General features: G+C 72.7%; 19 protein-coding genes. 12 read left to right on the top strand and 7 right to left on the bottom strand.

Features of this window, described 5'->3' with window-relative positions; all coding sequences use genetic code 11:
- Positions 1–471 precede the first annotated feature (471 nt).
- On the bottom strand, positions 472–3,318 hold the full coding sequence (locus ACQ5SO_RS16910) for a hypothetical protein (RefSeq protein ID WP_430942808.1): 2,847 nt from the start codon (positions 3,316–3,318) through the stop codon (positions 472–474).
- Positions 3,319–3,387: 69 nt separating this feature from the next.
- Positions 3,388–4,026 carry a peptidoglycan-binding domain-containing protein gene (locus ACQ5SO_RS16915; RefSeq protein WP_430942809.1) on the bottom strand — a complete coding sequence of 213 codons (639 nt, stop codon included), beginning with the start codon at positions 4,024–4,026 and terminating at the stop codon, positions 3,388–3,390.
- Positions 4,027–4,142: 116 nt separating this feature from the next.
- Here ACQ5SO_RS16915 and ACQ5SO_RS16920 point away from each other — a divergent pair, with 116 nt between their 5' ends.
- The 4 genes from ACQ5SO_RS16920 to ACQ5SO_RS16935 all read left to right on the top strand — a co-directional run bounded on the left by ACQ5SO_RS16920 (position 4,143) and on the right by ACQ5SO_RS16935 (position 6,640).
- A complete protein-coding gene (locus ACQ5SO_RS16920) occupies positions 4,143–4,517 on the top strand; it encodes a hypothetical protein (protein ID WP_430942810.1) in 375 nt (124 codons plus the stop codon).
- On the top strand, positions 4,514–4,822 hold the full coding sequence (locus tag ACQ5SO_RS16925) for a hypothetical protein (protein WP_430942811.1): 309 nt from the start codon (positions 4,514–4,516) through the stop codon (positions 4,820–4,822). The genes ACQ5SO_RS16920 and ACQ5SO_RS16925 overlap by 4 nt, the downstream gene beginning before the upstream one ends.
- 182 nt (positions 4,823–5,004) lie before the next feature.
- Entirely contained in the window at positions 5,005–5,868 is an 864-nt protein-coding gene (locus tag ACQ5SO_RS16930; RefSeq protein WP_430942812.1) for an aldo/keto reductase, read from the top strand.
- 112 nt (positions 5,869–5,980) lie between these two features.
- Positions 5,981–6,640: a TetR family transcriptional regulator gene (locus tag ACQ5SO_RS16935; protein ID WP_430942813.1), complete on the top strand. Its 660-nt coding sequence runs from the start codon at positions 5,981–5,983 to the stop codon at positions 6,638–6,640.
- Between the two features lie 130 nt (positions 6,641–6,770).
- On the opposite strand, the gene ACQ5SO_RS16940 is transcribed toward ACQ5SO_RS16935, so the two are convergent.
- From ACQ5SO_RS16940 to ACQ5SO_RS16955, 4 genes are all read right to left on the bottom strand, one after another.
- A complete protein-coding gene (locus ACQ5SO_RS16940) occupies positions 6,771–8,084 on the bottom strand; it encodes a TRAP transporter large permease (RefSeq protein WP_430942814.1) in 1,314 nt (437 codons plus the stop codon).
- Positions 8,077–8,598, bottom strand: a complete 522-nt coding sequence (locus ACQ5SO_RS16945; RefSeq protein WP_430942815.1) for a TRAP transporter small permease — start codon at positions 8,596–8,598, stop codon at positions 8,077–8,079. Before ACQ5SO_RS16945 ends, ACQ5SO_RS16940 begins: the two co-directional genes overlap by 8 nt.
- Positions 8,599–8,752: 154 nt before the next feature.
- Positions 8,753–9,730: a TRAP transporter substrate-binding protein DctP gene (gene dctP, locus ACQ5SO_RS16950; RefSeq protein ID WP_430942816.1), complete on the bottom strand. Its 978-nt coding sequence runs from the start codon at positions 9,728–9,730 to the stop codon at positions 8,753–8,755.
- A gap of 62 nt (positions 9,731–9,792) precedes the next feature.
- Complete coding sequence (locus ACQ5SO_RS16955) at positions 9,793–10,680, bottom strand: shikimate dehydrogenase (RefSeq protein ID WP_430942817.1); 888 nt, start codon at positions 10,678–10,680, stop codon at positions 9,793–9,795.
- A gap of 173 nt (positions 10,681–10,853) precedes the next feature.
- Here ACQ5SO_RS16955 and ACQ5SO_RS16960 point away from each other — a divergent pair, with 173 nt between their 5' ends.
- From ACQ5SO_RS16960 to ACQ5SO_RS16985, 6 genes are all read left to right on the top strand, one after another.
- Positions 10,854–11,513 carry a TetR/AcrR family transcriptional regulator gene (locus tag ACQ5SO_RS16960; RefSeq protein ID WP_430942818.1) on the top strand — a complete coding sequence of 220 codons (660 nt, stop codon included), beginning with the start codon at positions 10,854–10,856 and terminating at the stop codon, positions 11,511–11,513.
- The gene (locus ACQ5SO_RS16965) at positions 11,510–12,454 is read left to right on the top strand and encodes an alpha/beta hydrolase (RefSeq protein WP_430942819.1); all 945 of its coding nucleotides are present in this window, start codon (positions 11,510–11,512) and stop codon (positions 12,452–12,454) included. The genes ACQ5SO_RS16960 and ACQ5SO_RS16965 overlap by 4 nt, the downstream gene beginning before the upstream one ends.
- Positions 12,451–12,942 carry a DUF3237 domain-containing protein gene (locus tag ACQ5SO_RS16970; RefSeq protein WP_430942820.1) on the top strand — a complete coding sequence of 164 codons (492 nt, stop codon included), beginning with the start codon at positions 12,451–12,453 and terminating at the stop codon, positions 12,940–12,942. Before ACQ5SO_RS16965 ends, ACQ5SO_RS16970 begins: the two co-directional genes overlap by 4 nt.
- A 538-nt stretch (positions 12,943–13,480) precedes the next feature.
- Positions 13,481–13,885 carry a CidA/LrgA family protein gene (locus ACQ5SO_RS16975; protein ID WP_430942821.1) on the top strand — a complete coding sequence of 135 codons (405 nt, stop codon included), beginning with the start codon at positions 13,481–13,483 and terminating at the stop codon, positions 13,883–13,885.
- Positions 13,882–14,598 carry an LrgB family protein gene (locus ACQ5SO_RS16980; protein ID WP_430942822.1) on the top strand — a complete coding sequence of 239 codons (717 nt, stop codon included), beginning with the start codon at positions 13,882–13,884 and terminating at the stop codon, positions 14,596–14,598. The genes ACQ5SO_RS16975 and ACQ5SO_RS16980 overlap by 4 nt, the downstream gene beginning before the upstream one ends.
- A gap of 166 nt (positions 14,599–14,764) precedes the next feature.
- Positions 14,765–15,967: a T6SS phospholipase effector Tle1-like catalytic domain-containing protein gene (locus ACQ5SO_RS16985; RefSeq protein WP_430942823.1), complete on the top strand. Its 1,203-nt coding sequence runs from the start codon at positions 14,765–14,767 to the stop codon at positions 15,965–15,967.
- A gap of 72 nt (positions 15,968–16,039) precedes the next feature.
- Here ACQ5SO_RS16985 and ACQ5SO_RS16990 read toward each other — a convergent pair whose 3' ends face one another.
- Positions 16,040–17,800 carry a DEAD/DEAH box helicase gene (locus ACQ5SO_RS16990; protein ID WP_430942824.1) on the bottom strand — a complete coding sequence of 587 codons (1,761 nt, stop codon included), beginning with the start codon at positions 17,798–17,800 and terminating at the stop codon, positions 16,040–16,042.
- Between the two features lie 226 nt (positions 17,801–18,026).
- On the opposite strand from ACQ5SO_RS16990, the gene ACQ5SO_RS16995 reads away from it, so the two are divergent.
- Positions 18,027–18,944: a CehA/McbA family metallohydrolase gene (locus ACQ5SO_RS16995; protein ID WP_430942825.1), complete on the top strand. Its 918-nt coding sequence runs from the start codon at positions 18,027–18,029 to the stop codon at positions 18,942–18,944.
- A 126-nt stretch (positions 18,945–19,070) separates the two neighbouring features.
- Positions 19,071–19,814 carry a nitroreductase gene (locus tag ACQ5SO_RS17000; protein ID WP_430942826.1) on the top strand — a complete coding sequence of 248 codons (744 nt, stop codon included), beginning with the start codon at positions 19,071–19,073 and terminating at the stop codon, positions 19,812–19,814.
- The last annotated feature ends 26 nt before the right edge of the window (positions 19,815–19,840 follow it).

Here is a 19,840-nt window from a genome sequence, read left to right on the forward strand (position 1 = left end):
TGCTTTCCGTCTCCGTCCCGACCCCGTGGCGACCGCCTCGGCTCCGGTGAGGGCGGTGTATATGGGCCGCGATCAGGGGCTGCAACAGGAAAATGAGCGGGGCGGGGAAATTTTCGGAGCGGCCCGGATCGGGCCCCGCCGCCGCCCCGGCGCGGCAGGCGCGGCTTAAGCCGCTCCGGGCGCGTCCAGGGGCGCTTTCGGGCGCTTTCGGGGCCGCTGAGCGCAGGTTTCGCGCCCCCGCCCCGGGATCGCCGCCGTCGCCGATCCGCGGCGCGCCGGGGGTCTGTCGGGGCCGCGGGCGCCCCCGACAGGCCCCCGGCGCGGCGCCTTCCGTTACGGCGCCCACCCCGCCGCAGGCGAAAAAAACCGCCCCGCGCGAGTCGGATCGCCGGATTCGCCCCGCGCTTCCCCCGCTCGCCCGCCCCAAGAGACGCGACTCGCCCCCCGTCGCGACTCGCGCGCCGTCCCGGGTCAGGCGATGAACCTGTCGATGAACGCCTCGATCAGCGCCCGGCGGTCCACCGCGCGGTCCAGCGAATCCATGTAGACGTATTCAAGCCCCCCCGCCGCGCCCACGCGGATCCGCACCGCGAACCAGTGCCCCACCCCGCGCCGGCGGAAGGCCGGCCAGTCGGCGCTGGTGTGCATCACCAGGCGCAGCTCGCCCGCCGGGGGCGGCCCGACGCGCCCGCCCCCGTCCCAGGCCCGCCAGGCGTCCCGGAACAGGCGCAGCCCCGCGACCCCCGGGTCGGCCCCGATCACCCCCTCCAGCATCGCGTCGAGCTGCAGGAACTGCGCCACCACCGGGATGGTCGCGTCGTGCCCGGCACGCTCGATCACCCGCGCCACCTCGTCATCGGCCATGTTCACCGCCATGCCGACGTCAAAGCCGCCGCCCGGGGCCAGCGTCGCCGCCGCCAGCGCCCAGAGCCGGTCATGCGCGTCCGGCCCGGCCGGGTCATCGTCCAGCAGGTTGAACACCGCCCGCATCCCGCAGGTGTTCCGGCCCTGCGCCAGGCAGCGCCGCCGCCCGTTCCCCGCGGGGGTGACCGCGTCCGCCCGCCCGTCCTCCTCCGCCGGCGCCGCGAAGGGGTCGGCGGAAACCTTGCCCTTCAGCGCGCCGACATCCCCGGCCCGGTCGCCGGTCCACGGCGCCTCCCAGCCCCGCTTCGCCACGTCGATCAGCACCAGGCGGTGATCGCTGATGAACCTGCGGTGGAACAGAAGGAACAGCCGCCGGGTCTCGATCCCCAGGTCCGTGAAGCGCGCGATCTCCGCCCGGACCTCCGCGGGCAGCCGGTCCCCGAGCTCCCCGGCCAGCGCCTCCAGCGCCGCGATCAGCCCGCGCCAGTCCTCGAGGCTGCCGGGCGGCTTCTCCACCAGCGCCGCCGCCCTGGCCCGCTCGGCCGCCCGCGCCTTCGGGAAGGCGGTGCGGCTGCGGCAGGCCATGTGCCAGATCGGCAGCAGCGCCTCGCGCAGCAGCTCGACATACCAGTCGCGCACCACCTCGTGCTCCACCATCCGGGCGATGAAGGCGGCGCGCATCACCCGCTCCTCCCAGCAGGGGAAATGGACGTGGCAGGTGTACTCCCCCTCCCGCGCGCGGTTCACGTAGACGCAGTCATAGGGCTCGTTCAGGAACGCCCCGTCATCGCCCGGGGCGGCGGTGCGGATGGTCTTCTCCTGGCGCAGGGTGGTGTTCTCCACCGCGCCGCTGCGGCGAAAGCCATGGGCGCCCATCCGCGCGTCGAGATCGGCCAGCTTGCGGCGCGGCACGTTGGCGTCCCCGGCGATGAAGACCGGCCCGTCCGCCCCCGCGCCCGCCTCGGCCTGAAGGGCCAGCGTCTCCACCCGCAGGTCCTCGGGCGAGCGGCCGCGGTCCGGGTCCGGCCCGCCCCCCGAGGCGGCGGGGGTCCACATCGCGTGGATCAGGAAGGCCCGGACCGCCTCCGCGCTCATCGGCAGCTTCACGTCCCAGGCCGGGCGGCCGTTCAGCCGCCGCCCCACGGTCCGCGCCTCGGTCTCCACCATGTCGTGCAGCAGGCATTGCAGCGGCCGGCCGCGGCGCACGGCGCCGTATTTCTCGTAGCGGCCGACATAGACCCCGAGGATGCGCAGCGCGTGCAGCGGCCCGTCCTCGGGCGGCGGCCCGTCCGGGTGATCGGGACGCGGCGCCATCCGCACCCCGGCCTGGCAGATCACCGCGTGCAGGCTCAGCAGCCCCGCGTGAAACTCGCCGAGCCCCGCGACCAGCTCCATGAAATCGTCGCGCCCGATCGCCATCAGCATCCACAGGGTGAAATGCGGATGGTCCGGCGACGGCGGCGTCGCCATCGGGTCCGCGGGGTCCAGCCCCGGCGGCAGCAGCCCGTCCGCGTGCAGCGCGGCCAGGATGCGCAGGTCGAACTCCCCCGGGTCGGCGGGCTTGTCCTGCGCCTTGTCCAGCAGGACCAGCGCGGCGTGCAGCCGCCGATGCTCCTTCGCCAGCCAGATCTGCGCGTCCAGCCGCCGCTGCCCCGAGGGCGGGTCGAACACGTAATGCTCCGGCAGCATCCGGTAATACGGCAGCAGCGCCTGCAGCGCCCAGACCCGCCGCTCCACGTCCCCCCAGGCCGAGAGGTCCACGTCGAACGCCCCGGTCGGCGGCTCGACCAGCGCGCCGCTGTCGACGCTGATGTCATTGGTCCATTCGGGCCGCCCGTCGCCGGCGCAGGCGGCGTTCAGCCGGTCGGCCAGCGCGTCGAGGAAGGCCTGCGCGTCCGAGCCCATCTCCAGGATCACGAAGCTGTCGACCTCGAGGCCCAGGATCACGTCGGCGAGGAACTCCAGCCGCACCGCGTTGCGGTCCGAGTCCAGCGGCTCGCGCCGCACCTGCATCCCCTGCTTCACCAGGTCCCCGGTGAAGTTCTGCACGTTCCAGAACCCGGTGCGCATCCGCAGGCCGGGGGCGGCGAAGGTGTTCATCGGGTCGCCGATATTGACGCGGCGCGCCTCCTCCTTCTCCTCCCCGGTCTCCGACTCCGTCCCGGACCAGGACGGCGCGGCGTCGAGACCGTCCATCGCGTCCCCCTCGCCGTCGCTCTCCTCCGCCCCGGACATCTCCTCCAGCGCCTCGCGCGGGGGGGGCGAGGCGCTGCGCGCCCGCTTCATCCCGCCGCCGCGGCGCGCGGGGGGGGCGCCATAGGGCGCGGCCGCAGCGCGCAGCGCCCGCCCGGCGACGGCCCGCCTGCGCATCACGCGGGCGTTGCGCCCGGCCGGGTGCGGCCCGCCGGGGCAGTCGCACTCCGTCTCGTCCTCCTCGCACCGCGCGCAGATCATCGCCGCCCCCCTGTTCGCGCCCCTGTCCGCATACCGCCCCGGCCCGGCCCTTCCGGCCCGCCCGGCCCGTCAGGCCTCGCCCCGATAGACCTGCTCCATCGTCTCCAGCGTCGCCGCGTCGGGCCGCCCGGTCGGCTCCAGCCCCCGCTTCTGCTGGAAGGCGCGCAGCGCCGCGGCGCAGGCCTGCGGGTCCCGCTCGCCCGGGGCGAGGAGGCCGAGATTGACCATCCGCTGCAGCAGCCCGTCGGTCCCGTCCTGCGGCCGCAGCCGAGAGAAGGTCAGCGCATAACGCTCCACCGCGCCGCGCTCGGTCACCTCCAGTTCGCCGCGCTGCACGTCGGGCGGGACGGGAACCTCCAGCCGCCCATGCGCGTCGGTGACCCCCTCGTGCCGCACGCCCCCGACCAGCAGCGCGAAATCCAACCCCGCCCGCGGCCGCCCCAGCGCGTCGAGCAGGCGCAGCCGGAACAGCTCCGGGATCCCGCGCAGGCGGAAGCGGTGGCGCAGGCCGGTCCCGGCCGCGCGCTCGGCCGGCGCGATGTCGGGAATGACCACCACGTCGCCGGGGCGCAGCACCTCGCCATAGCGCCGCGCCGCGCGCAGGCCGGCATTGTCGGGATGCGCCCAGACGGTCTTCGGAAAATGCCCGTGAAGTTCGGCGATGGCGGGCAGGCACTCCCCATCGCCGCATGTATACCGGATGGCCATGCGTGTTTTTCCCCAGAAGATTCCCCAGAAGAAACGTCCCCACGTCTCTGCCTTTCGGTCTACCATACGGCGATTCGTCAGAACATCCCACCAGCAAAACGGGCGCTTGGCGCGACATGCTCAGGATTTCGCAAGAACAACTTGACCGGCTGGGGGCGGACCGGCGCGACGACTTCCGGCGCCGCCTGCACGCCCATCTCGCCGCCCGGGCCGCGGCGGCGGGGGGCGACCCGGCCGCGGCGCCGCTCGACGCGATCATCGACCAGGGGATGGACGAAGCCCGCCGCTTCGGGCTGCGCAGCGAGGCCGAGGTGGTGCGGCTGATCGAGCTGCGCACCGCCGCCCGCCCCGACGCCCTCGCCCCGCCCCTGCCCGACCCCGCCGCCCGCCTGCTGTCGCAGCATGGCGCGGACCCCGCCGACCGCCTGTCGCGCTTCGCCGCCTGGCAGCAGGCCCGCGCCCGGCGCGCCGCCGGGGCGGATCCGCGATGAGCGGGGGGTTCGGATCGCAGCCGGTCGGCGACCCGGTGCAGCCCTGCCCCCTCGGCCAGGGCGCCGACGCCCGGCCCCGCCGCTGGATCGAGATCGAGCTGGTGGACGAGGACGACCAGCCCGTCGCGGGCGAGGAGTTCCGCGTCCGCCTCCCCGACGGGCAGGAGGTGACCGGGACCCTCGACGCCGACGGCCATGCCCGCATCGACGGGCTGCGCCAGGGCGGGACCTGCCAGGTCTGCTTCCCGCAGCTCGACGAAGCGGCCTGGAGCGTCATCGAAACCGCCGCGGCCCGCGACGGCTGACCCCGCCCCCCTGCCCGGCGAGTCCGCCCCGCGGCCGTTGAATCGCGCCCATTGATGCGCGCCGCTCATCAACGGCGTGACGCGCGCCCCCCTAATGCCCGCGCCCGCCAGGGCCTACCTTCCGGTGCAACGACCCGGCGCCCCCCCGCGCGCGCCGCCCACCGGCAAGGAAAGGCGAGACCATGATCCGCTCCGAAACCTACACCCTGTCCAACGGCGTCGAGATCCCGAAGCTCGGCCTCGGCGTCTGGATGATCGAGGATGACGCCACCCCCGCCGCGGTGAAGGCCGCGGTCGACGCGGGCTACCGCCATGTCGACACCGCCCAGGCCTATGCCAACGAGGCCGGGACCGGCCGCGGCGTGCGCGAGGCGGGCGTGGCGCGCGACGCGCTCTTCGTGACCACCAAGCTCGACGCCGGGATCAAGTCCTACGCCGAGGCCGTCGCCGCGATCGACGGCTCGCTGAAGACCCTCGGGCTCGACGTGATCGACATGATGATCATCCACTCGCCCCAGCCCTGGCGGAATTTCGGCGACGAGGACCGCTTCTTCGACGGCAATCTCGAGGCCTGGCGCGCGCTGGAGGAGGCGCACGCGGCCGGCAAGCTGCGCGCCATCGGCGTCTCGAACTTCCAGCAGGAAGACCTGCAGAACCTGTTCGACAACGCCTCGGTCAAGCCGATGGTCAACCAGGTCCTCGCCCACGTCTCCAACACCCCCGCCGCGCTGATCGACTTCTGCCAGTCGAACGGCGTGCTGGTCGAGGCCTACTCCCCCATCGGCCATGGCGAGGTGCTGAAGAACGAGAAGGTCGGCGAGATGGCGGCGACATACGGCGTCTCCATCCCGCAGCTCTGCATCCGCTACCTGCTGCAGCTCGGCCTCCTGCCGCTGCCGAAATCGGCGACCCCGGCGCATATCGCCGCGAACGCCGAGGTGGATTTCGAGATCTCCGCCGCCGACATGCAGGCGCTCAAGGAAATCGAAACCATCAAGGACTACGGAGAGCACAGCGTCTTCCCCGTCTATGGCGGCAAGATGTGACGCCTGCGCGGGGGGCGGCGACGCCCCCCGCAGCCCCGTTCACGGCGTGGACGGAGAACTGGCGCCCGCCGCCCCCTTCTGGCAGGCTTCCATCCAGGGGGATGACGTTCCGATGGCCGAGGCGCGCGAGAAACTGATCGAGACGGCCGAGCGGCTCTACGCCCTGCACGGCGTCGACGCCGTCTCCATCCGCCAGGTCGTGGCCGAGGCGGGGCAGAAGAACGTCTCCGCCGTCCACTACCATTTCGGATCCCGCGACGGGCTGCTGGAAACCATCGTCGCCCTGCGCACCGAGGGGCGCAACGCGATGCGCCACGACATGCTCAAGGCGCTGGAGGCCGAGGCCCCCGACCTGCCGCAGACCATCCGCGGCGTCGCCCGCGCGCTGGCCCTGCCGCAGTTCCAGGGCCTCGCGCGCGGCCGCCCCACCTATTCGCGCCGCTTCATCAAGCAGGTCCACCAGCGCCACGAGGTGCTGAACGCGATCCTGTCCAAGGGCTACGATTCCGGCCTGCGCGCCTGTTTCCGCATGTTGCGCGCGAAGATGCCCGAGGTGCCGACCCAGGTGCTGGTCCACCGCTACATCCACGCCAACGCCGTCGCCATCGACGCCGCCGCCAATCTCGAGGACCGGATCGAGGCCGATCCCGACGCGCTCGACGACCGGCGCATCGCGCTGCATGTCGCCTGCTGCATCGATTCCGTCGCCGCCATCTTCGCCGCGCCGGTCTCGGCCGAAACCCTCGCCATCGCCGCCGACCCCGCGCCCTGAGCGCGCCCCCCGCGCAAGCCCGCCCGCCCGCAACGCGAGAGGGCGACGCGAAGAACGACGCGAAAAGGGCGCCCCGCAAGGCGCCCCTTCCCCGTCTCCGGGCCCGTCTATCGCCCGGATTCCCGGCCCCTCAGCCCTGGTAGCCGATCAGCCGCGGGAACCAGAGCACGAAGTCCGGCACGAAGGTGATCACCGCCAGCGCCGCGAACAGCGCGATGATGAAGGGCCAGACCTCCTTGATGATCTTGCCCACCGGTTCCTTCGTCACGTTCGAGACGATGAACAGCAAGAGCCCGTAAGGCGGCGTGATCAGCCCGATCATCGCGTTCACCACCGCCACCACGCCGAAATGCACCAGGTCGATGCCCATCGCCTGCACCGAGGGGATCAGGATCGGGATCACGATCAGGATGATCGCCCCGCCCTCGATCACGCAGCCCAGCAGCAGCAGCAGCAGGTTCACCGCCAGCAGGAACCCCATCGGGCTCAGGTCCAGGCTCGCCAGAAGCATCGCCAGCTGGTCCGGCACGTCCTCGCGGGTGATGACGTAGTTGAAGGTGATCGACCCGCCGATCAGCACGCCGATGGACCCGGCGGAGCGGGAGCCCGCGCGCAGCGTCTCCCAGAACGCCTTGAAGCTGACCGAGCGGTAGAGGATCACCGAGATCATCAGCGCATAGGCCGCCGCCACCGCCGCCGCCTCGGTCGGGGTCATCACCCCGCCATAGATCCCGCCCAGCAGGATCACCGGCAGCATCAGCGCCGGGAACGCCTCCTTCGTCACCCGCGGCAGCTCCGACGCCGGCACCGCGTCATCCACCGGAAAGCCCCGGCGGCGGGCGACGAGGTAATTCACCAGCCCCATCATGAAGGCCATCAGCAGCCCCGGCGCCATGCCCGCCGCGAACAGGTACCCGACCGACTGGTCGGAGACGAGCGCATACAGCACCATCGGGATCGAGGGCGGGATGATCGGCCCCACCGTCGCCGTCGCCGCCGTGATCGCCGCCGCATAGGCCGGGCTGTACTTGCCGTCCCGCGTCATCAGACCGATCACGATCTTGCCCATGCCCACCGCGTCGGCCACCGCCGAGCCGGACATGCCGGAGAAGATCACCGAGCTGACCACGTTCACATGCCCCAGCCCGCCGCGGAACCGCCCCACCAGCGCCTGGCAGAAGCGCAGCAGCCGGTCGGCGAGCGAGCCGATATTCATGATGTCCGCGGCCAGGATGAACAGCGGGATCGCCAGCAGCGTGTAGCCGTTGAACAGCCCCTGCAGCATCTGCTCGGGCCCGATCGACGGATCGAAGCCCCGCGGCAGCACCGCGTCCTTCATTATAAGGTAGAGCAGCGAGCCCGAGAACATCGCCAGCCCGACGCTGACCCCGAACAGCGCCAGCACGGCGATCAGGATCATGGAGAGCGTGAAGGGATCAGTCATGGTCGTAGCTCTCGGGATGGGACTCCACGTCCTCCGGGCGCCGGTCGCCCACCAGCCCGCCCCAGGCGAGCATGAGCATCCGCACGACGACCGCGGCGTGGAAGGGAATGTAGATCGCGAAGACAAGGTCGAACGGCCAGCGGAACGCCGCCGTGCGCTCGATCTTCATGAAGGTCACGTAGTCCCAGGCATGGGGCAGCGTCCAGGCGAAGATCCCCGCCACCGTCAGCCCGGCGGCGACGTCCATCGCCCGCCGCGCGCCGCGCGGCGCCGCGTTGTACAGGATGTCCAGCCGGATCATGTCGCCCGACCTGATGACGAAGCTGAAGCTGAACAGGATCCCCCACAGCCAGGCGATGGTCACCCATTCCACCGTCCACAGCACCGGCAGGCCGAAGACGTAGCGGAACAGGATCTGCAGGATGAAGACCACGAACATCGACAGCAGCAGCGCCGCCGACAGGTGGTTGGCCCAACCCGAGATCCGGTCGGCCCAGTCGCGCAAGGTGCTCATGGGTTAAGCTCTCTGTGGGGAGTCTCTGTGGGGAAAGGGGCCGCCCGGCCCCCGCGGCGGGGCGCCTCGGCGGAGGCGGAGGGGACGCGCGCGCCCCCTCCCGTCGCGCTTCGGCCCGGGGGGCGCCGCCCCCCGGCGCCTCGGCCGCGCGAGATCACTTGCCGACGGCGGCGATCTCGTCGATCAGGCCCGCGGGCCAGTCGGCGTCCTGCTTCTCGTCGGCATAGACCTTCTTGACGTTGTCCAGGAAGGCGTCCAGGTCGGGCGTGTAGATGACCATGCCGTTGGCCGCCATGTCGGCCTCGAGCGCCGCTTCCTGCTCGACCGTGATCTTGTCCAGCGCCGCCTCGAAATTGGTGGCGCAGGCCTGCACCTTCTCCTGCTGGGCCGGGGTCATGGACTTCCACTTGTCCAGCGAGATGGTGAACTGGTTGTTCGACACCAGGTGCGCGGTCTTGCCGATATGGGTCAGGACCTCGTCGAACTTCATCGCGCGGGTGGCGGGGAAGCCGTTGTCCTGGCCGTCGATCGCGCCGGTCTGCAGCGCGGTGTAGACCTCGGTGAACGGCACCGGCACGGTGGTGGCGCCCATCGCGCGGCCGACCAGCTGCCAGCCCTCGCCCGGGGGCATGCGCAGCTTCACGCCGTCGAGCTCGGCGGGCGTCATGATCTTCTCGTCGCCTTTGTAGCCAAGGTGCCGCGCGCCGATATAGGGGTTGGCCAGCACCTTGACGTTGGCCTTCTCCTCGATCTCGGCCAGCAGCCCGTCGAGAACCCCGCTCTGCCACGCCGCGCGCATGTGGGCGTAGTCGCGGAACAGGAAGGGCGCGCCCAGGATCTTGGTCGACGGCACCTGGTTGTAGAAGTCGAAGATCGCCAGGTTCCCCATGTCGAGGTTGCCGCGCTGCATGGCGGTCAGCTCGGTGCCCTGCTTGAACAGGGTGGCGCCGTGATAGGACTTGAAGTCGAACTCGTCCCCGAGGCATTCGCCGAATTCGGCCCGCAGCGTGGTGGTGCGGATGTCGCCCTCCTGCACGGTGTCCGAGTAGATCAGCTCGACCTTGTCCGCGGCCATGGCGGCCGAGGCGGACAGGACCAGGGCCGCGAGGCCGGAGGTGAGGGTGAAGCGCATGTCGGTTCCTCCCATTTTGCGCGTCGAAGCCGGACGGGTCCGGCGGCGTGTCGGCGGTGGTCTCAGGCGCCCATGGATTCGAACGTCGCGCGCATGCGCGCCGCGTCGGGCGTCTTTCCGGTGAACAGCTCGAAGGCGCGCACGGCCTGGAACACGGCCATGCCCGCGCCCGACAGGGTGCGGCAGCCGCGGGCGCGCGCCGCCGCCAGCAGCGCGGTCTCGAGCGGGAAGTAAACGATGTCCGCCACCCAGTGGCGGGGGTCCAGGAGCGACAGGTCGATGGCCGCGCCCGGCAGCTTGGCCATGCCCATCGGCGTCGCGTTGACGATGCCGTCCGCCTGCGCGGCGGCCGCCGCCAGGTCCGGGGCGACCTCGGCGCGGCCCGGGTCATGGGCGTTGATCGATGCGGCCAGCGCCGCCGCGGCCTCCGCGGACATGTCGGCGATCAGCAGCCGCTCCGCCCCCGCGCCCACCAGCGCATGGGCCACCGCGCCCCCCGCGCCCCCGGCCCCGAGCAGCAGCACGCAGCCCATCCCGGCCCCCGGCAGCCCGCGGGCCAGCCCCTCGGCGAAGCCCCAGCGGTCGGTGTTGTGCCCGAAGCGCCTGCCATCGCGGAACACGACGGTGTTCACCGCCCCGACCCGCCGCGCGCCCTCGGACAGCGCGTCAAGCTCCGCCATCACCGCCTTCTTGTAGGGGAAGGTGATGTTCAGCCCCGCATAGCCCTCGGCCTCGGCCCGGTCCAGGAGGGCGCCGATGGCCGGACCCGGCGGGTCCATCAGGTCGGTGTCGAGAAGATCGTAGCGCAGCGCGATGCCCTGCGCGGCGCCCTCGGCCCGGTGCATGGCGGGCGTGCGCGACCCCTGGATGCCGGCGCCGATCAGGCCGACGCGCAGCGCGCGCGGCTCGGCGCTTTCGGGCGCGCCCGGGCCCTGCTGGTCGGTCGACATGCGGCGGTCCTCCCTGAACGCGCGTCTCCCCGGGCACGGCGGGGGCCTCCACCCCTTTTTGTCCGTCCCGGTACATATGGAATGTACGATCGGTTTCATTCCGTCAAGCGTTTTGTACTGGCCCGACCATTTGCCTCCTGCTAGCTTCCCGCGACACGCGGGGAGGAGCACGGATGCCGGAACAACAGGCGGGCAAGGGCGCGCGCGGGTCGTGGAAACAGGACCCCGAGGCGGTGCAGGCGGACATCCTGCGCGCGGCGACCGAGCTGTTCGCCGAGCGCGGCCTCTCGGGCGCGCGGATCGAGGAGATCGCCGCCCGCACCCGCACCTCCAAGCGCATGATCTACTACTATTTCGGCGACAAGGACCGGCTCTGGGCCCGGGTGCTGGAAACCGCCTACGCCCGCGTCCGCGCCGGCGAGGCGGAGCTGCGGCTCGAGGGGCTGGACCCCGAGGCCGCCCTCGCGCGCCTCGTCGAATTCACCTTCGACCACCACCGCCGCAATCCCGATTTCATCCGCCTCGTGATGATCGAGAACGTCCACCACGCCGAGCACCTGTCGCGCTCCGAGCTGATCGGGGACCTGAACGCCGAGGCCATCGAACGGCTGCGCGGCATCCTCGCCCGCGGCGAATCGGCGGGCGTGTTCCGCCCCGGCCTCGACCCCGAGGCGCTGCACTGGACCATCTCGGCGCTCAGCTTCTTCAACGTCTCGAACCGCCCGACCTTCTCGGCCCTGTTCGGGGACCGCCTGTTCACCGAGGACGGCCAGGCCGCGCTGCGCGCGCAGGCCGTCGAAACCGTCGCCGCCATCGCAAGGAAAACGCCGTGATCCATCCTGAAATCGAGCCCTTCCTCGCCGCCTGGGACGCCGCCTGGGCCCGCCTCCCCGAGGGCCAGGAAGGCCCCGCAGGCCGCCGCGCCTTCTTCGAGGTGATCGCGAAAGAGATGCGGATGGAGACCCCCGCGGGCGTCTCCACCGAAGAAGAGCGCCACGTGGACAGCCCCGCCGGGCCGGTCCGCGTGCGCATCTTCCGCCCCGAGGGCCTCGCCAAAGACGATGCCGCCCCCCTCCCCGTCCATGTCTACCTGCATGGCGGCGGCTGGATGCAGGGCTCCCCCGAGACCCATTGGGACATCACCGCCCGCCTCGCCGCCTGGGGCGGCCGCGTCGTCGTCTCGGTCGATTACGCCCTCGCCCCCGAAGACCCCTTCCCCGCGGCGTTCGAGCAGGTCTGCGCCGTGCTGCGCGCCATCCATGCCGACCCCGCGGGCTGGGACGTCGACGGCGCCCGCCTCTCCGTGGGCGGCGACAGCGCGGGCGGCAACCTCGCCGCCGCCGCCGCCATCGCCCTGCGCGGCGAGGTCCCGCTGATCGCCCAGCTCCTCGTCTACCCGGCCTGCGATTTCGACATGACCCGGCCGTCTTACCTGGAAAACCCCGACGGCCCCCTCGTCAAACCCGGACCCGCGGTCGGCCGCATGTATACCGGCGGCAAGGAGGAGCTCCTCACCTCCGACCCCCGCGTCGCCCCCCTGCTGGCCGAGAGCCACGCGGGCCTGCCCCCGTCCTATGTCGCCGTGGCCGAAAACGACCCGCTGCGCGACAGCGGCGTCGCCTATGCCGAGGCGCTGCAGGCGGCTTGCGTGCCGCTGGAATTCTCCGCCGGGCCGGGGCTGATCCATGGCTACCTGCGCGCCATGCCGTTCAGCGACCGCGCCCGCACGTCCCTGCGCGCCATGTCCGACTGGCTCTCGGGCCTCGAGGGATGAACGCCGCGGCGACGGGCGCGCCGAACGGCGCCCCCACCCCCGGCCTCGCCTGGGCCTTCACCATCGACGCCGAGATCGCCGCCCCCCGCTCCGCCGGGCCCGCCCCGCATGGCGAGCGGCTGCACATCGCCATCACCGGCGGCCGGGTCCACGGCCCGCGCCTCTCGGGGCGGGTGCTGCCCGGCGGGTCCGACTGGCCGCTGATCGGCCCGGACGGCAATTCGCGGATCGAGGCCGCCTATTCCATCGAGGCGGCGGACGGCGCGCTGATCTTCGTGCGCAACCGCGGGATCCGGGTGTCCTCGGCCGAGACCCTCGCCGCCCTGCGCCGGGGCGAGGCGGTGGCGCCGGGCGCCGTCTACCTGCGCGCCGCCCCGGTCTTCGACGCCCCCGACGGCCCCCATGCCTGGCTGCGCGAACGGCTGTTCGTCTCGGTCGTCAGCCCGGGGAAAACCGCGGTGCAGGTGGACGTCTACGAGGTGCTCTGAAAGGGGGCGAGGCGCCGGGACCCGCCGCAGCCGCCGCGCGCCCGCCCTTGGACCGACCGGCCCGGCGATGATCCGCCCGGCGGCGCGGCGCGTTCCCCGGCCGGGCGTAATCCCGCGCGCGGCCCGGCGCCATGCCCCGCGCCACACCCCGCGCCGGGTCCCGGGCCGGGACGCCCGGGCGGCCGACCGCGGGCGCAGCCCGTCGCGTGACGCCCCAAGGCGCCGCCCGCCCACGCCCGCGCCGCGGCCAGTCCACCGGCGCGGACTCCGCCGGGCGCCGCTCTCTCCGCTCTCTCGCCGCCGCCTCCGCCGCGCGCCCTCCACCGAACCTCCGCGCGCGCCGCGCCGCCGCACCCCGCCGAACGCCGCGCCCGTCTTCTCCTTGCACGCCCCACGCCGCGCCCCCCTCCACCTCGCGCGCGCCCCGGGCCGCGCCCGCTTTCCACCATCCAAAAATCCATCCCACGCGGCTCGCCCCCGCGCGCCGCATGGCCCATGCTGGGCGCAGCCCCCTCCACCCGCGCCGGAGCCGCCGCCCATGCCCCTCCTCGTCCCGATCCTCCTCCTCTTCGCCTGCCAGCTGGCGGGCGAGGTCATCGCCCGCGCCCTCGCCCTGCCCGTCCCCGGCCCGGTGCTCGGGATGGCGCTGCTGCTCGTCCTCCTCCTCCTGCGCCCCCGGGTGCAGGAGCGGATCCGCGCCGTCACCGACGCCATCACCGCCAACCTCTCGCTGCTGTTCGTGCCCGCCGGGGTCGGCGTGGTCGGCAACCTCGCGGTCCTGTCGCAGGACGGCGCGGCGCTGGCGGCGATCCTCGTGGTCAGCACCCTCGCCGGGCTGCTCGCCGGGGTCGGGGCGTTCCTGCTGGCGCTGCGCCTGTCCGGCAAGGGCGGGGACGCGGACGGGAGCGGGACCGGCGCCGGAACCGGGGGGACGCGCGCATGACCGACGTCGCCGAGATCTGGAGCTACCTCTCCGCCGGCCCGCTGCTGTGGCTGACCCTCACCCTCGCCGCCTACCTGCTGGCCGACCGCATCGCCGCCGCGGCGGGGCGGGCGCCCTGGGCCAACCCGGTGCTGATCGCGGTGCTGATCCTGGCGCCCCTGCTGGCGGTCACGGGCACCGATTACGCCACCTATTTCGAGGGCGCGCAGTTCATCCACTTCCTGCTCGGCCCCGCCACCGTGGCGCTGGCCGCGCCGCTCTTCGCCAACCTCGCCGCCGTGCGGGCGACCGCCCTGCCGATGGCGGCGGCGCTGGTCGCGGGCTCGGCCGCGGGGGCGGGCTCGGCGATCCTGATGGCGCAGTGGTTCGGGCTTTCGGACGCGATCATCGCCTCGGTGGCGCCGAAATCCACCACCGCGCCGGTGGCGCTGGGGATCTCGGAAAGCCTCGGGGGGCTGCCGACGCTGACCGCGGCGCTGGTGATCCTGACCGGCATCATCGGCGCGGTGACGGTGACGCCGCTGATGAACGCGCTCGGCATCTCCGATTTCCGCGCCCGCGGCTTCGCGGTGGGGGTGGCGGCGCACGGGATCGGCACCGCGCGGGCCTTCCAGGTCAACCGCACCGCGGGGGTCTATGCCGGGGCGGGGATGGCGCTGAACGCGATCCTCACCAGCCTGATCGTCCCGCCGCTCCTGCTGCTGCTGGGCTGAGGGGGGCGGGCGGGCGGCGCCGCCCCCGGCCCGCCGCCCCGCGCCGCCGCCCGCCGCGCGCCCCGGCCCGTCCCCCGCCCCCCGCGCGACGCCCCGCCGCACGGGGCCCCTGCCGCGGGGCCTGTACCCTTGACCCCCAGAACAGGCGCAGAAAAAGGCGGACCCCATGGCCCGAACCATCGCGATACTGCTCGACGGCACCTCGAATTCGATCACAAGGAAGCGCACCAACATCCTGCGCCTCTATGGCTGCCTTTCGAAATCGGAAGACCAGGTCGTCTATTACGACCCCGGCGTCGGCGCCATGTTCGACCCCGACGGCTGGTCCCGCATCCGCCAGAAGGTCGGAGAGGCGGTCGGCCTCGCCTTCGGCCACGGCGCGGACGCCAACGTGAAGGAGGCCTACCGCTTCCTCGTCGAAACCTGCGCCGCCCGCCCGAAAGACGCCGAGCCCGACCGCATCTGCATCTTCGGCTTCTCCCGCGGGGCCTATACCGCCCGGATGCTCGCCGGCTTCATCCACGAGATCGGGCTGATCGAGCCGCGCAACCTCAACCTCGTCGACTACGCCTACCGCGCCTACAAGCGGATCAAGCCCGGGATCCCCGGCGCCCGGCTGTCGAAATCCCAGCAGGCCGCCTTCGACCAGGCCCGCGCCGCCGCCGGGCTCTACAACAACGTGCTGCGCGCGCCGCACCCGACGATCCACCTGCTCGGCCTGTTCGACACGGTGTCTTCCGTCATCGAGCCGTCCGAGGGCCTGCTGCCGCAGCGCCGCCACCACGCCTCCACCTCGGCCAACCCCTCGGTGCGCCATGTCCGCCACGCGGTCGCGATGGACGAGCGCCGCCGCATGTTCACCGCGCTCCTCTGGCCCGAGGGCGGGGAGGGCCCGGACGGAACCCAGGACGCGAAGGAGGTCTGGTTCCCCGGCGTCCATTGCGATGTCGGCGGCGGCTACCCCGAGACCGAGGCCGGGCTCGCCAAGACCGCCCTTGCGTGGATGATCGAGGAGACCCGCGCCCTCGGCCTCTCCTATGACGACCACGTGGTCGAAAAGCTGGTCCACGGCGCCGGCACGCCGGAGGACCCGCGCCAGCCCGCAAGCCACACCGCCGCGGTCCACGATTCGCTGGGGCCGAAATGGAAGCCGCTGGAATACCTGCCCTTCCCCATCGGCGGCCCGGCCTGGGCGATGACCCGCGGCGCCGCCCGCCCGATCCCCGACGGCGCCCGCATCCATGCCTCGGTGATCGCGGGGGACAAGGGCCGCGCGCCCGGAACCCCGCCCTCGCCCTGGCCGCCGAACCGGCCCGCGGGCGACCCGTCCACCTGGCGGCTCGAGGGCGATCCCGCCGATTTCGCCTGACCCGCCGACTGGGGCTGAGGCCCGCAAACGAAAAACGCCGGGGGGCCAGCCCCCGGCGTCCGTCATTTCAGCTCAGCGCCCCTTGCCGCGCGGGCCGTCCCAGTTGGGCTTGCCCCGCGGCTTGCCGCCGCCGCCCGGACCACGCCCGCCGCCCCGCGGGCCGGCATCGTCGCGCCGCCCGCGATGGGGCTTGCCGCCCCGCGGACCGCCCGGACCGCGCCCGCCGCCGCCCGGCCCGCCGGGACCGCGCGGCCCGCCGCCCTGCGGCGCCTCGGACGGGCGCGCCAGGATGCCGTCCGCCAGCTCGCCGTCCGCGCCGAGCGCGCCTTCGAACTTCGCCGCCGCGCCCTCGGCGATCTCGAGGAACGTCTCCTCGTCCCGCACCCGGATCGCGCCGATCGCCGCCTTGTCGAGATCCGTCGCCCGCAGCACCAGCGGCAGCAGCCAGCGCGGCTCCGCCCGCTCGTTCCGGCCCACCGACAGCGCGTACCAGCGGCTCGGCCCGAACGCCTGCCGCTCCTTCTTCGGAGGGCGCGCATCCGGGTCCTGCAGGTCCTCGGGGGCCGCGTTCCGCTCCCGGTGCAGGCGCAGCAGCGCCACCGCGGCGGCCTCGGGCGAGTGCTTCTCCAGCAGCCGCTTCGCGAACTCCGCCTCTTCCTCGGTCGGCGGCTCGGACCAGGAGGGGGCGGTCAGCATCTTCTCCTCGTCGTGGCGCACGATGTCCTCGGCGCCCGGCGGCACGGTCCAGTCGGCGCTGATCTTGGCCCAGCCCAGCAGCCGCTCGGCCTTGCGGAAGGTCCTGGGCGTCACGATCAGCGCCGAGACGCCCTTGCGCCCCGCCCGCCCCGTGCGGCCGGAGCGGTGCAGCAGGCTCTCGGTGTTCTGCGGCAGGTCCGCATGGATCACGAGGGAGAGGTTCGGCAGGTCGATGCCGCGCGCCGCGACATCCGTCGCGACGCAGACCCGCGCCCGCCCGTCGCGCATCGCCTGCAGCGCGTGCGTGCGCTCCTGCTGGCTCAGCTCGCCCGAGAGCGACACGCAGGCCATCCCGCGATTGGTCAGCCGGGCGGCGAGGTGGTTCACCCCCGCGCGCGTGTTGGCGAAGACGATGGCCGCGTCCTCATCGTGGAAGCGCAGCAGGTTGAAGATCGCGTGGTCCTCGTCCCCCACCGCGACGCGCAGCGCCTTGTAGGCGATGTCGGCATGTTGCGCGGCCTTGTCGATGGTGTTGATCCGCTGCGCGTCCTTCTGGAACTCCTCGGCCAGCCGGGCGATGGTCGGCGACACGGTGGCCGAGAACAGCAGCGTGCGCCGCTCCTCCGGCGCCTCGCCAAGAATGAACTCCAGGTCCTCGCGGAACCCGAGGTCGAGCATCTCGTCCGCCTCGTCCAGCACCACCGCCTTCACGTCCGACAGGTCCAGCGCGCCGCGGCGGATGTGGTCGCACAGGCGCCCCGGGGTGCCGACGACGATATGCGCGCCGCGCTCCAGCGACCGGCGCTCCTGGCGCACATCCATGCCGCCGACGCAGGAGGCGACCACGGCCCCGGTGCGGGCGTAGAGCCATTTCAGCTCCTGCATCACCTGGAAGGCCAGCTCGCGCGTCGGGGCGACGACCAGCGCGGCGGGGGCGCCGGCGCGGTCGAACCGGTCCGCATCCCCCAGCAGCGTCGGCGCGATGGCCAGCCCGAAGCCCACCGTCTTGCCCGACCCGGTCTGGGCCGAGACCAGCAGGTCCGCGCCCGACAGCGCCGCGTCCGTCACCGCCTCCTGCACCGGGGTCAGCGTGTCGTATCCGCGCTCGGCGAGCGCATCAGCAAGGGCGGGGATCATGGCGGGGACTCCGATGGGGGCGGCAGCGGACACCAACGGGCGGCCGAACGACTCAGGGGGCGCGGGAATGGGGCGTCATACATGCTCGGCGCGGCGAAGGGCACCCCATATGGCGCCGCAGCAGCGTAAATCACGCCCCGCCGGACGGAAAATCCGTCATCCCCCCGTCACGCAGCCCTGCTACGGCTTGGAATCGCCCCTGCCCCGCCCGCCACCGGAGAGCCCCATGCGCGACGCCTTCACCGCCCCCGGCCGCTTCTTCCGCGGCAACCTGCACACGCATTCCAACATCTCGGACGGCGCCCTGCCGCCGGAGGAGGTCTGCCGCCGCTATGCCGAGGCCGGGTATGATTTCATCGCGCTGACCGATCATTTCATCGGCCGCTACGGCTATCCCGTCACGGACACCATCCCTTATCGCACCAAGGGCTTCACCACCCTCCTCGGCGCGGAACTCCACTCCGGCGCGATGGAGAACGGCGAGCTGTGGCACATCCTCGCCGTCGGCCTGCCCGCCGATTTCGCCCCCTCCAATTCCCCCGGCTTCCAGCCGGTCCCGGAGCAGGAGACGGGGCCGCAGATCGCCGCCCGCGCCCGCGCCGCGGGCGCCTTCGTCGCCGTGGCCCACCCGCAATGGTCCGGCCTCACCCTCAGCGACGCCCGCTCCATCGAGGCCGCCCACGCGGTCGAGATCTACAACCATGGCTGCCACGTGGGCTGCGACCGGGCGGACGGGTTCTCCATCGCCGACCTGCTGCTGTCCGAGGGCCGCCCCCTCTCGCTCATCGCCACCGATGACGCCCATTTCACCGAGCCGGACCAGTTCGGCGGCTGGGTCATGGTGAAGGCCGAGGAGAACGCGCCCGAGGCCCTTCTCGCCGCCCTCAAGGCCGGGCGTTTCTATGCCTCGCAGGGCCCGCAAATCCACGGGGTGCATATCGAGGGCGACACCCTCTCCATCCGCTGCTCCCCGGTCGAGGCGGTGATGGTGCAGGCGCGCGGCTCCCGCGCCACGGTGCTGCACGGGCAGGCGATGACCAGCGCGACCCTCGACATCTCGCGCGTCGCCGCCTCGCCCTGGCTGCGGGCGACGGTGGTGGATCGCGACGGGCGCCGGGCCTGGACCAACCCGCACTGGCGCTGACGCCCGGGCGCGGGATGACCTCGCGGAACACCGTTCCGAAAAGGTATCGACGCCCCGCCTCCCCTGCCCTACCCTTCCGCCGAGCACGGCGCCGGGAGAGCGCCCCACCACGCCACGGGAGGCCCCATGACCGCAGACGCCCAGCCGTCCTTCGCCCCGACCGCGCAAGACGCCATGTCCCCCAACCCGATGACGTTCGACGAGGCCATCACCGCCCGCCGCTCCATCCGCGGCTTCTCCCCGCGCCCCGTCCCGCGGGAGCTGGTCGAGGAGGTGATCGCGCTGGCCAACCGCGCCCCGTCCTCGATGAACACCCAGCCCTGGCACATGCACGTGCTGACGGGCGAGGTCCTCGACCGCGTGCGCCAGGGCAACCAGTCCCGGATGCTCGCCGGGGAACCCGTGAACCGCGAGATCGAGGACCACGGCGCCTATGAGGGCGTCCACCGCGACCGCCAGGTGGAGATCGCCAAGCAGCTCTTCGCCGAAATGGGGATCGAGCGGCACGACAAGGAGGCCCGCCAGGACTGGGTGATGCGCGGCTTTCGGCAGTTCGACGCCCCCGTCTCCATCGTCATGACCTATGACAAGTCGATGGAGCCCGGCGCCACCATCGCCCATTTCGACATGGGCGCGGTGACCTTCGGGCTGGTGATGGCCGCCTGGACCCGCGGCCTCGGCTGCGTGATCAACGGCCAGGGGATCATGCAGTCCTGCGTGGTGAGGAAAGAGGCGCAGATCCCCGAGGACCAGGTGATCCTGACCTGCGTCGCCATGGGCTTCCCGGACGAAAGCTTCCCCGCCAATTCCGTCGTCTCGCGCCGCCGCGACCCGGCCGAGTTCACCCGCTTCGTCGGCTGGGACGACTGAGGCCGCAAACCCACGACAGCGCAACG

It is taken from the genome of Rhodovulum sp. DZ06 (genome assembly GCF_050586345.1).
In the GTDB taxonomy this organism is placed as follows: domain Bacteria; phylum Pseudomonadota; class Alphaproteobacteria; order Rhodobacterales; family Rhodobacteraceae; genus JBOCEF01.

Coding starts and splice junctions, on each gene's coding strand:
- ACQ5SO_RS16960 (WP_430942818.1), top strand. CDS start 10,854: ATGCCGGAACAACAGGCGGGCAAGGGCGCGCGCGGGTCGTGGAAACAG.
- ACQ5SO_RS16975 (WP_430942821.1), top strand. CDS start 13,481: ATGCCCCTCCTCGTCCCGATCCTCCTCCTCTTCGCCTGCCAGCTGGCG.
- dctP (WP_430942816.1), bottom strand. CDS start 9,730: ATGCGCTTCACCCTCACCTCCGGCCTCGCGGCCCTGGTCCTGTCCGCC.
- ACQ5SO_RS16920 (WP_430942810.1), top strand. CDS start 4,143: ATGCTCAGGATTTCGCAAGAACAACTTGACCGGCTGGGGGCGGACCGG.
- ACQ5SO_RS16995 (WP_430942825.1), top strand. CDS start 18,027: ATGCGCGACGCCTTCACCGCCCCCGGCCGCTTCTTCCGCGGCAACCTG.
- ACQ5SO_RS16935 (WP_430942813.1), top strand. CDS start 5,981: ATGGCCGAGGCGCGCGAGAAACTGATCGAGACGGCCGAGCGGCTCTAC.
- ACQ5SO_RS16985 (WP_430942823.1), top strand. CDS start 14,765: ATGGCCCGAACCATCGCGATACTGCTCGACGGCACCTCGAATTCGATC.
- ACQ5SO_RS16980 (WP_430942822.1), top strand. CDS start 13,882: ATGACCGACGTCGCCGAGATCTGGAGCTACCTCTCCGCCGGCCCGCTG.
- ACQ5SO_RS16990 (WP_430942824.1), bottom strand. CDS start 17,800: ATGATCCCCGCCCTTGCTGATGCGCTCGCCGAGCGCGGATACGACACG.
- ACQ5SO_RS16955 (WP_430942817.1), bottom strand. CDS start 10,680: ATGTCGACCGACCAGCAGGGCCCGGGCGCGCCCGAAAGCGCCGAGCCG.
- ACQ5SO_RS16940 (WP_430942814.1), bottom strand. CDS start 8,084: ATGACTGATCCCTTCACGCTCTCCATGATCCTGATCGCCGTGCTGGCG.
- ACQ5SO_RS16925 (WP_430942811.1), top strand. CDS start 4,514: ATGAGCGGGGGGTTCGGATCGCAGCCGGTCGGCGACCCGGTGCAGCCC.
- ACQ5SO_RS16915 (WP_430942809.1), bottom strand. CDS start 4,026: ATGGCCATCCGGTATACATGCGGCGATGGGGAGTGCCTGCCCGCCATC.
- ACQ5SO_RS16970 (WP_430942820.1), top strand. CDS start 12,451: ATGAACGCCGCGGCGACGGGCGCGCCGAACGGCGCCCCCACCCCCGGC.
- ACQ5SO_RS16910 (WP_430942808.1), bottom strand. CDS start 3,318: ATGATCTGCGCGCGGTGCGAGGAGGACGAGACGGAGTGCGACTGCCCC.
- ACQ5SO_RS16930 (WP_430942812.1), top strand. CDS start 5,005: ATGATCCGCTCCGAAACCTACACCCTGTCCAACGGCGTCGAGATCCCG.
- ACQ5SO_RS17000 (WP_430942826.1), top strand. CDS start 19,071: ATGACCGCAGACGCCCAGCCGTCCTTCGCCCCGACCGCGCAAGACGCC.
- ACQ5SO_RS16945 (WP_430942815.1), bottom strand. CDS start 8,598: ATGAGCACCTTGCGCGACTGGGCCGACCGGATCTCGGGTTGGGCCAAC.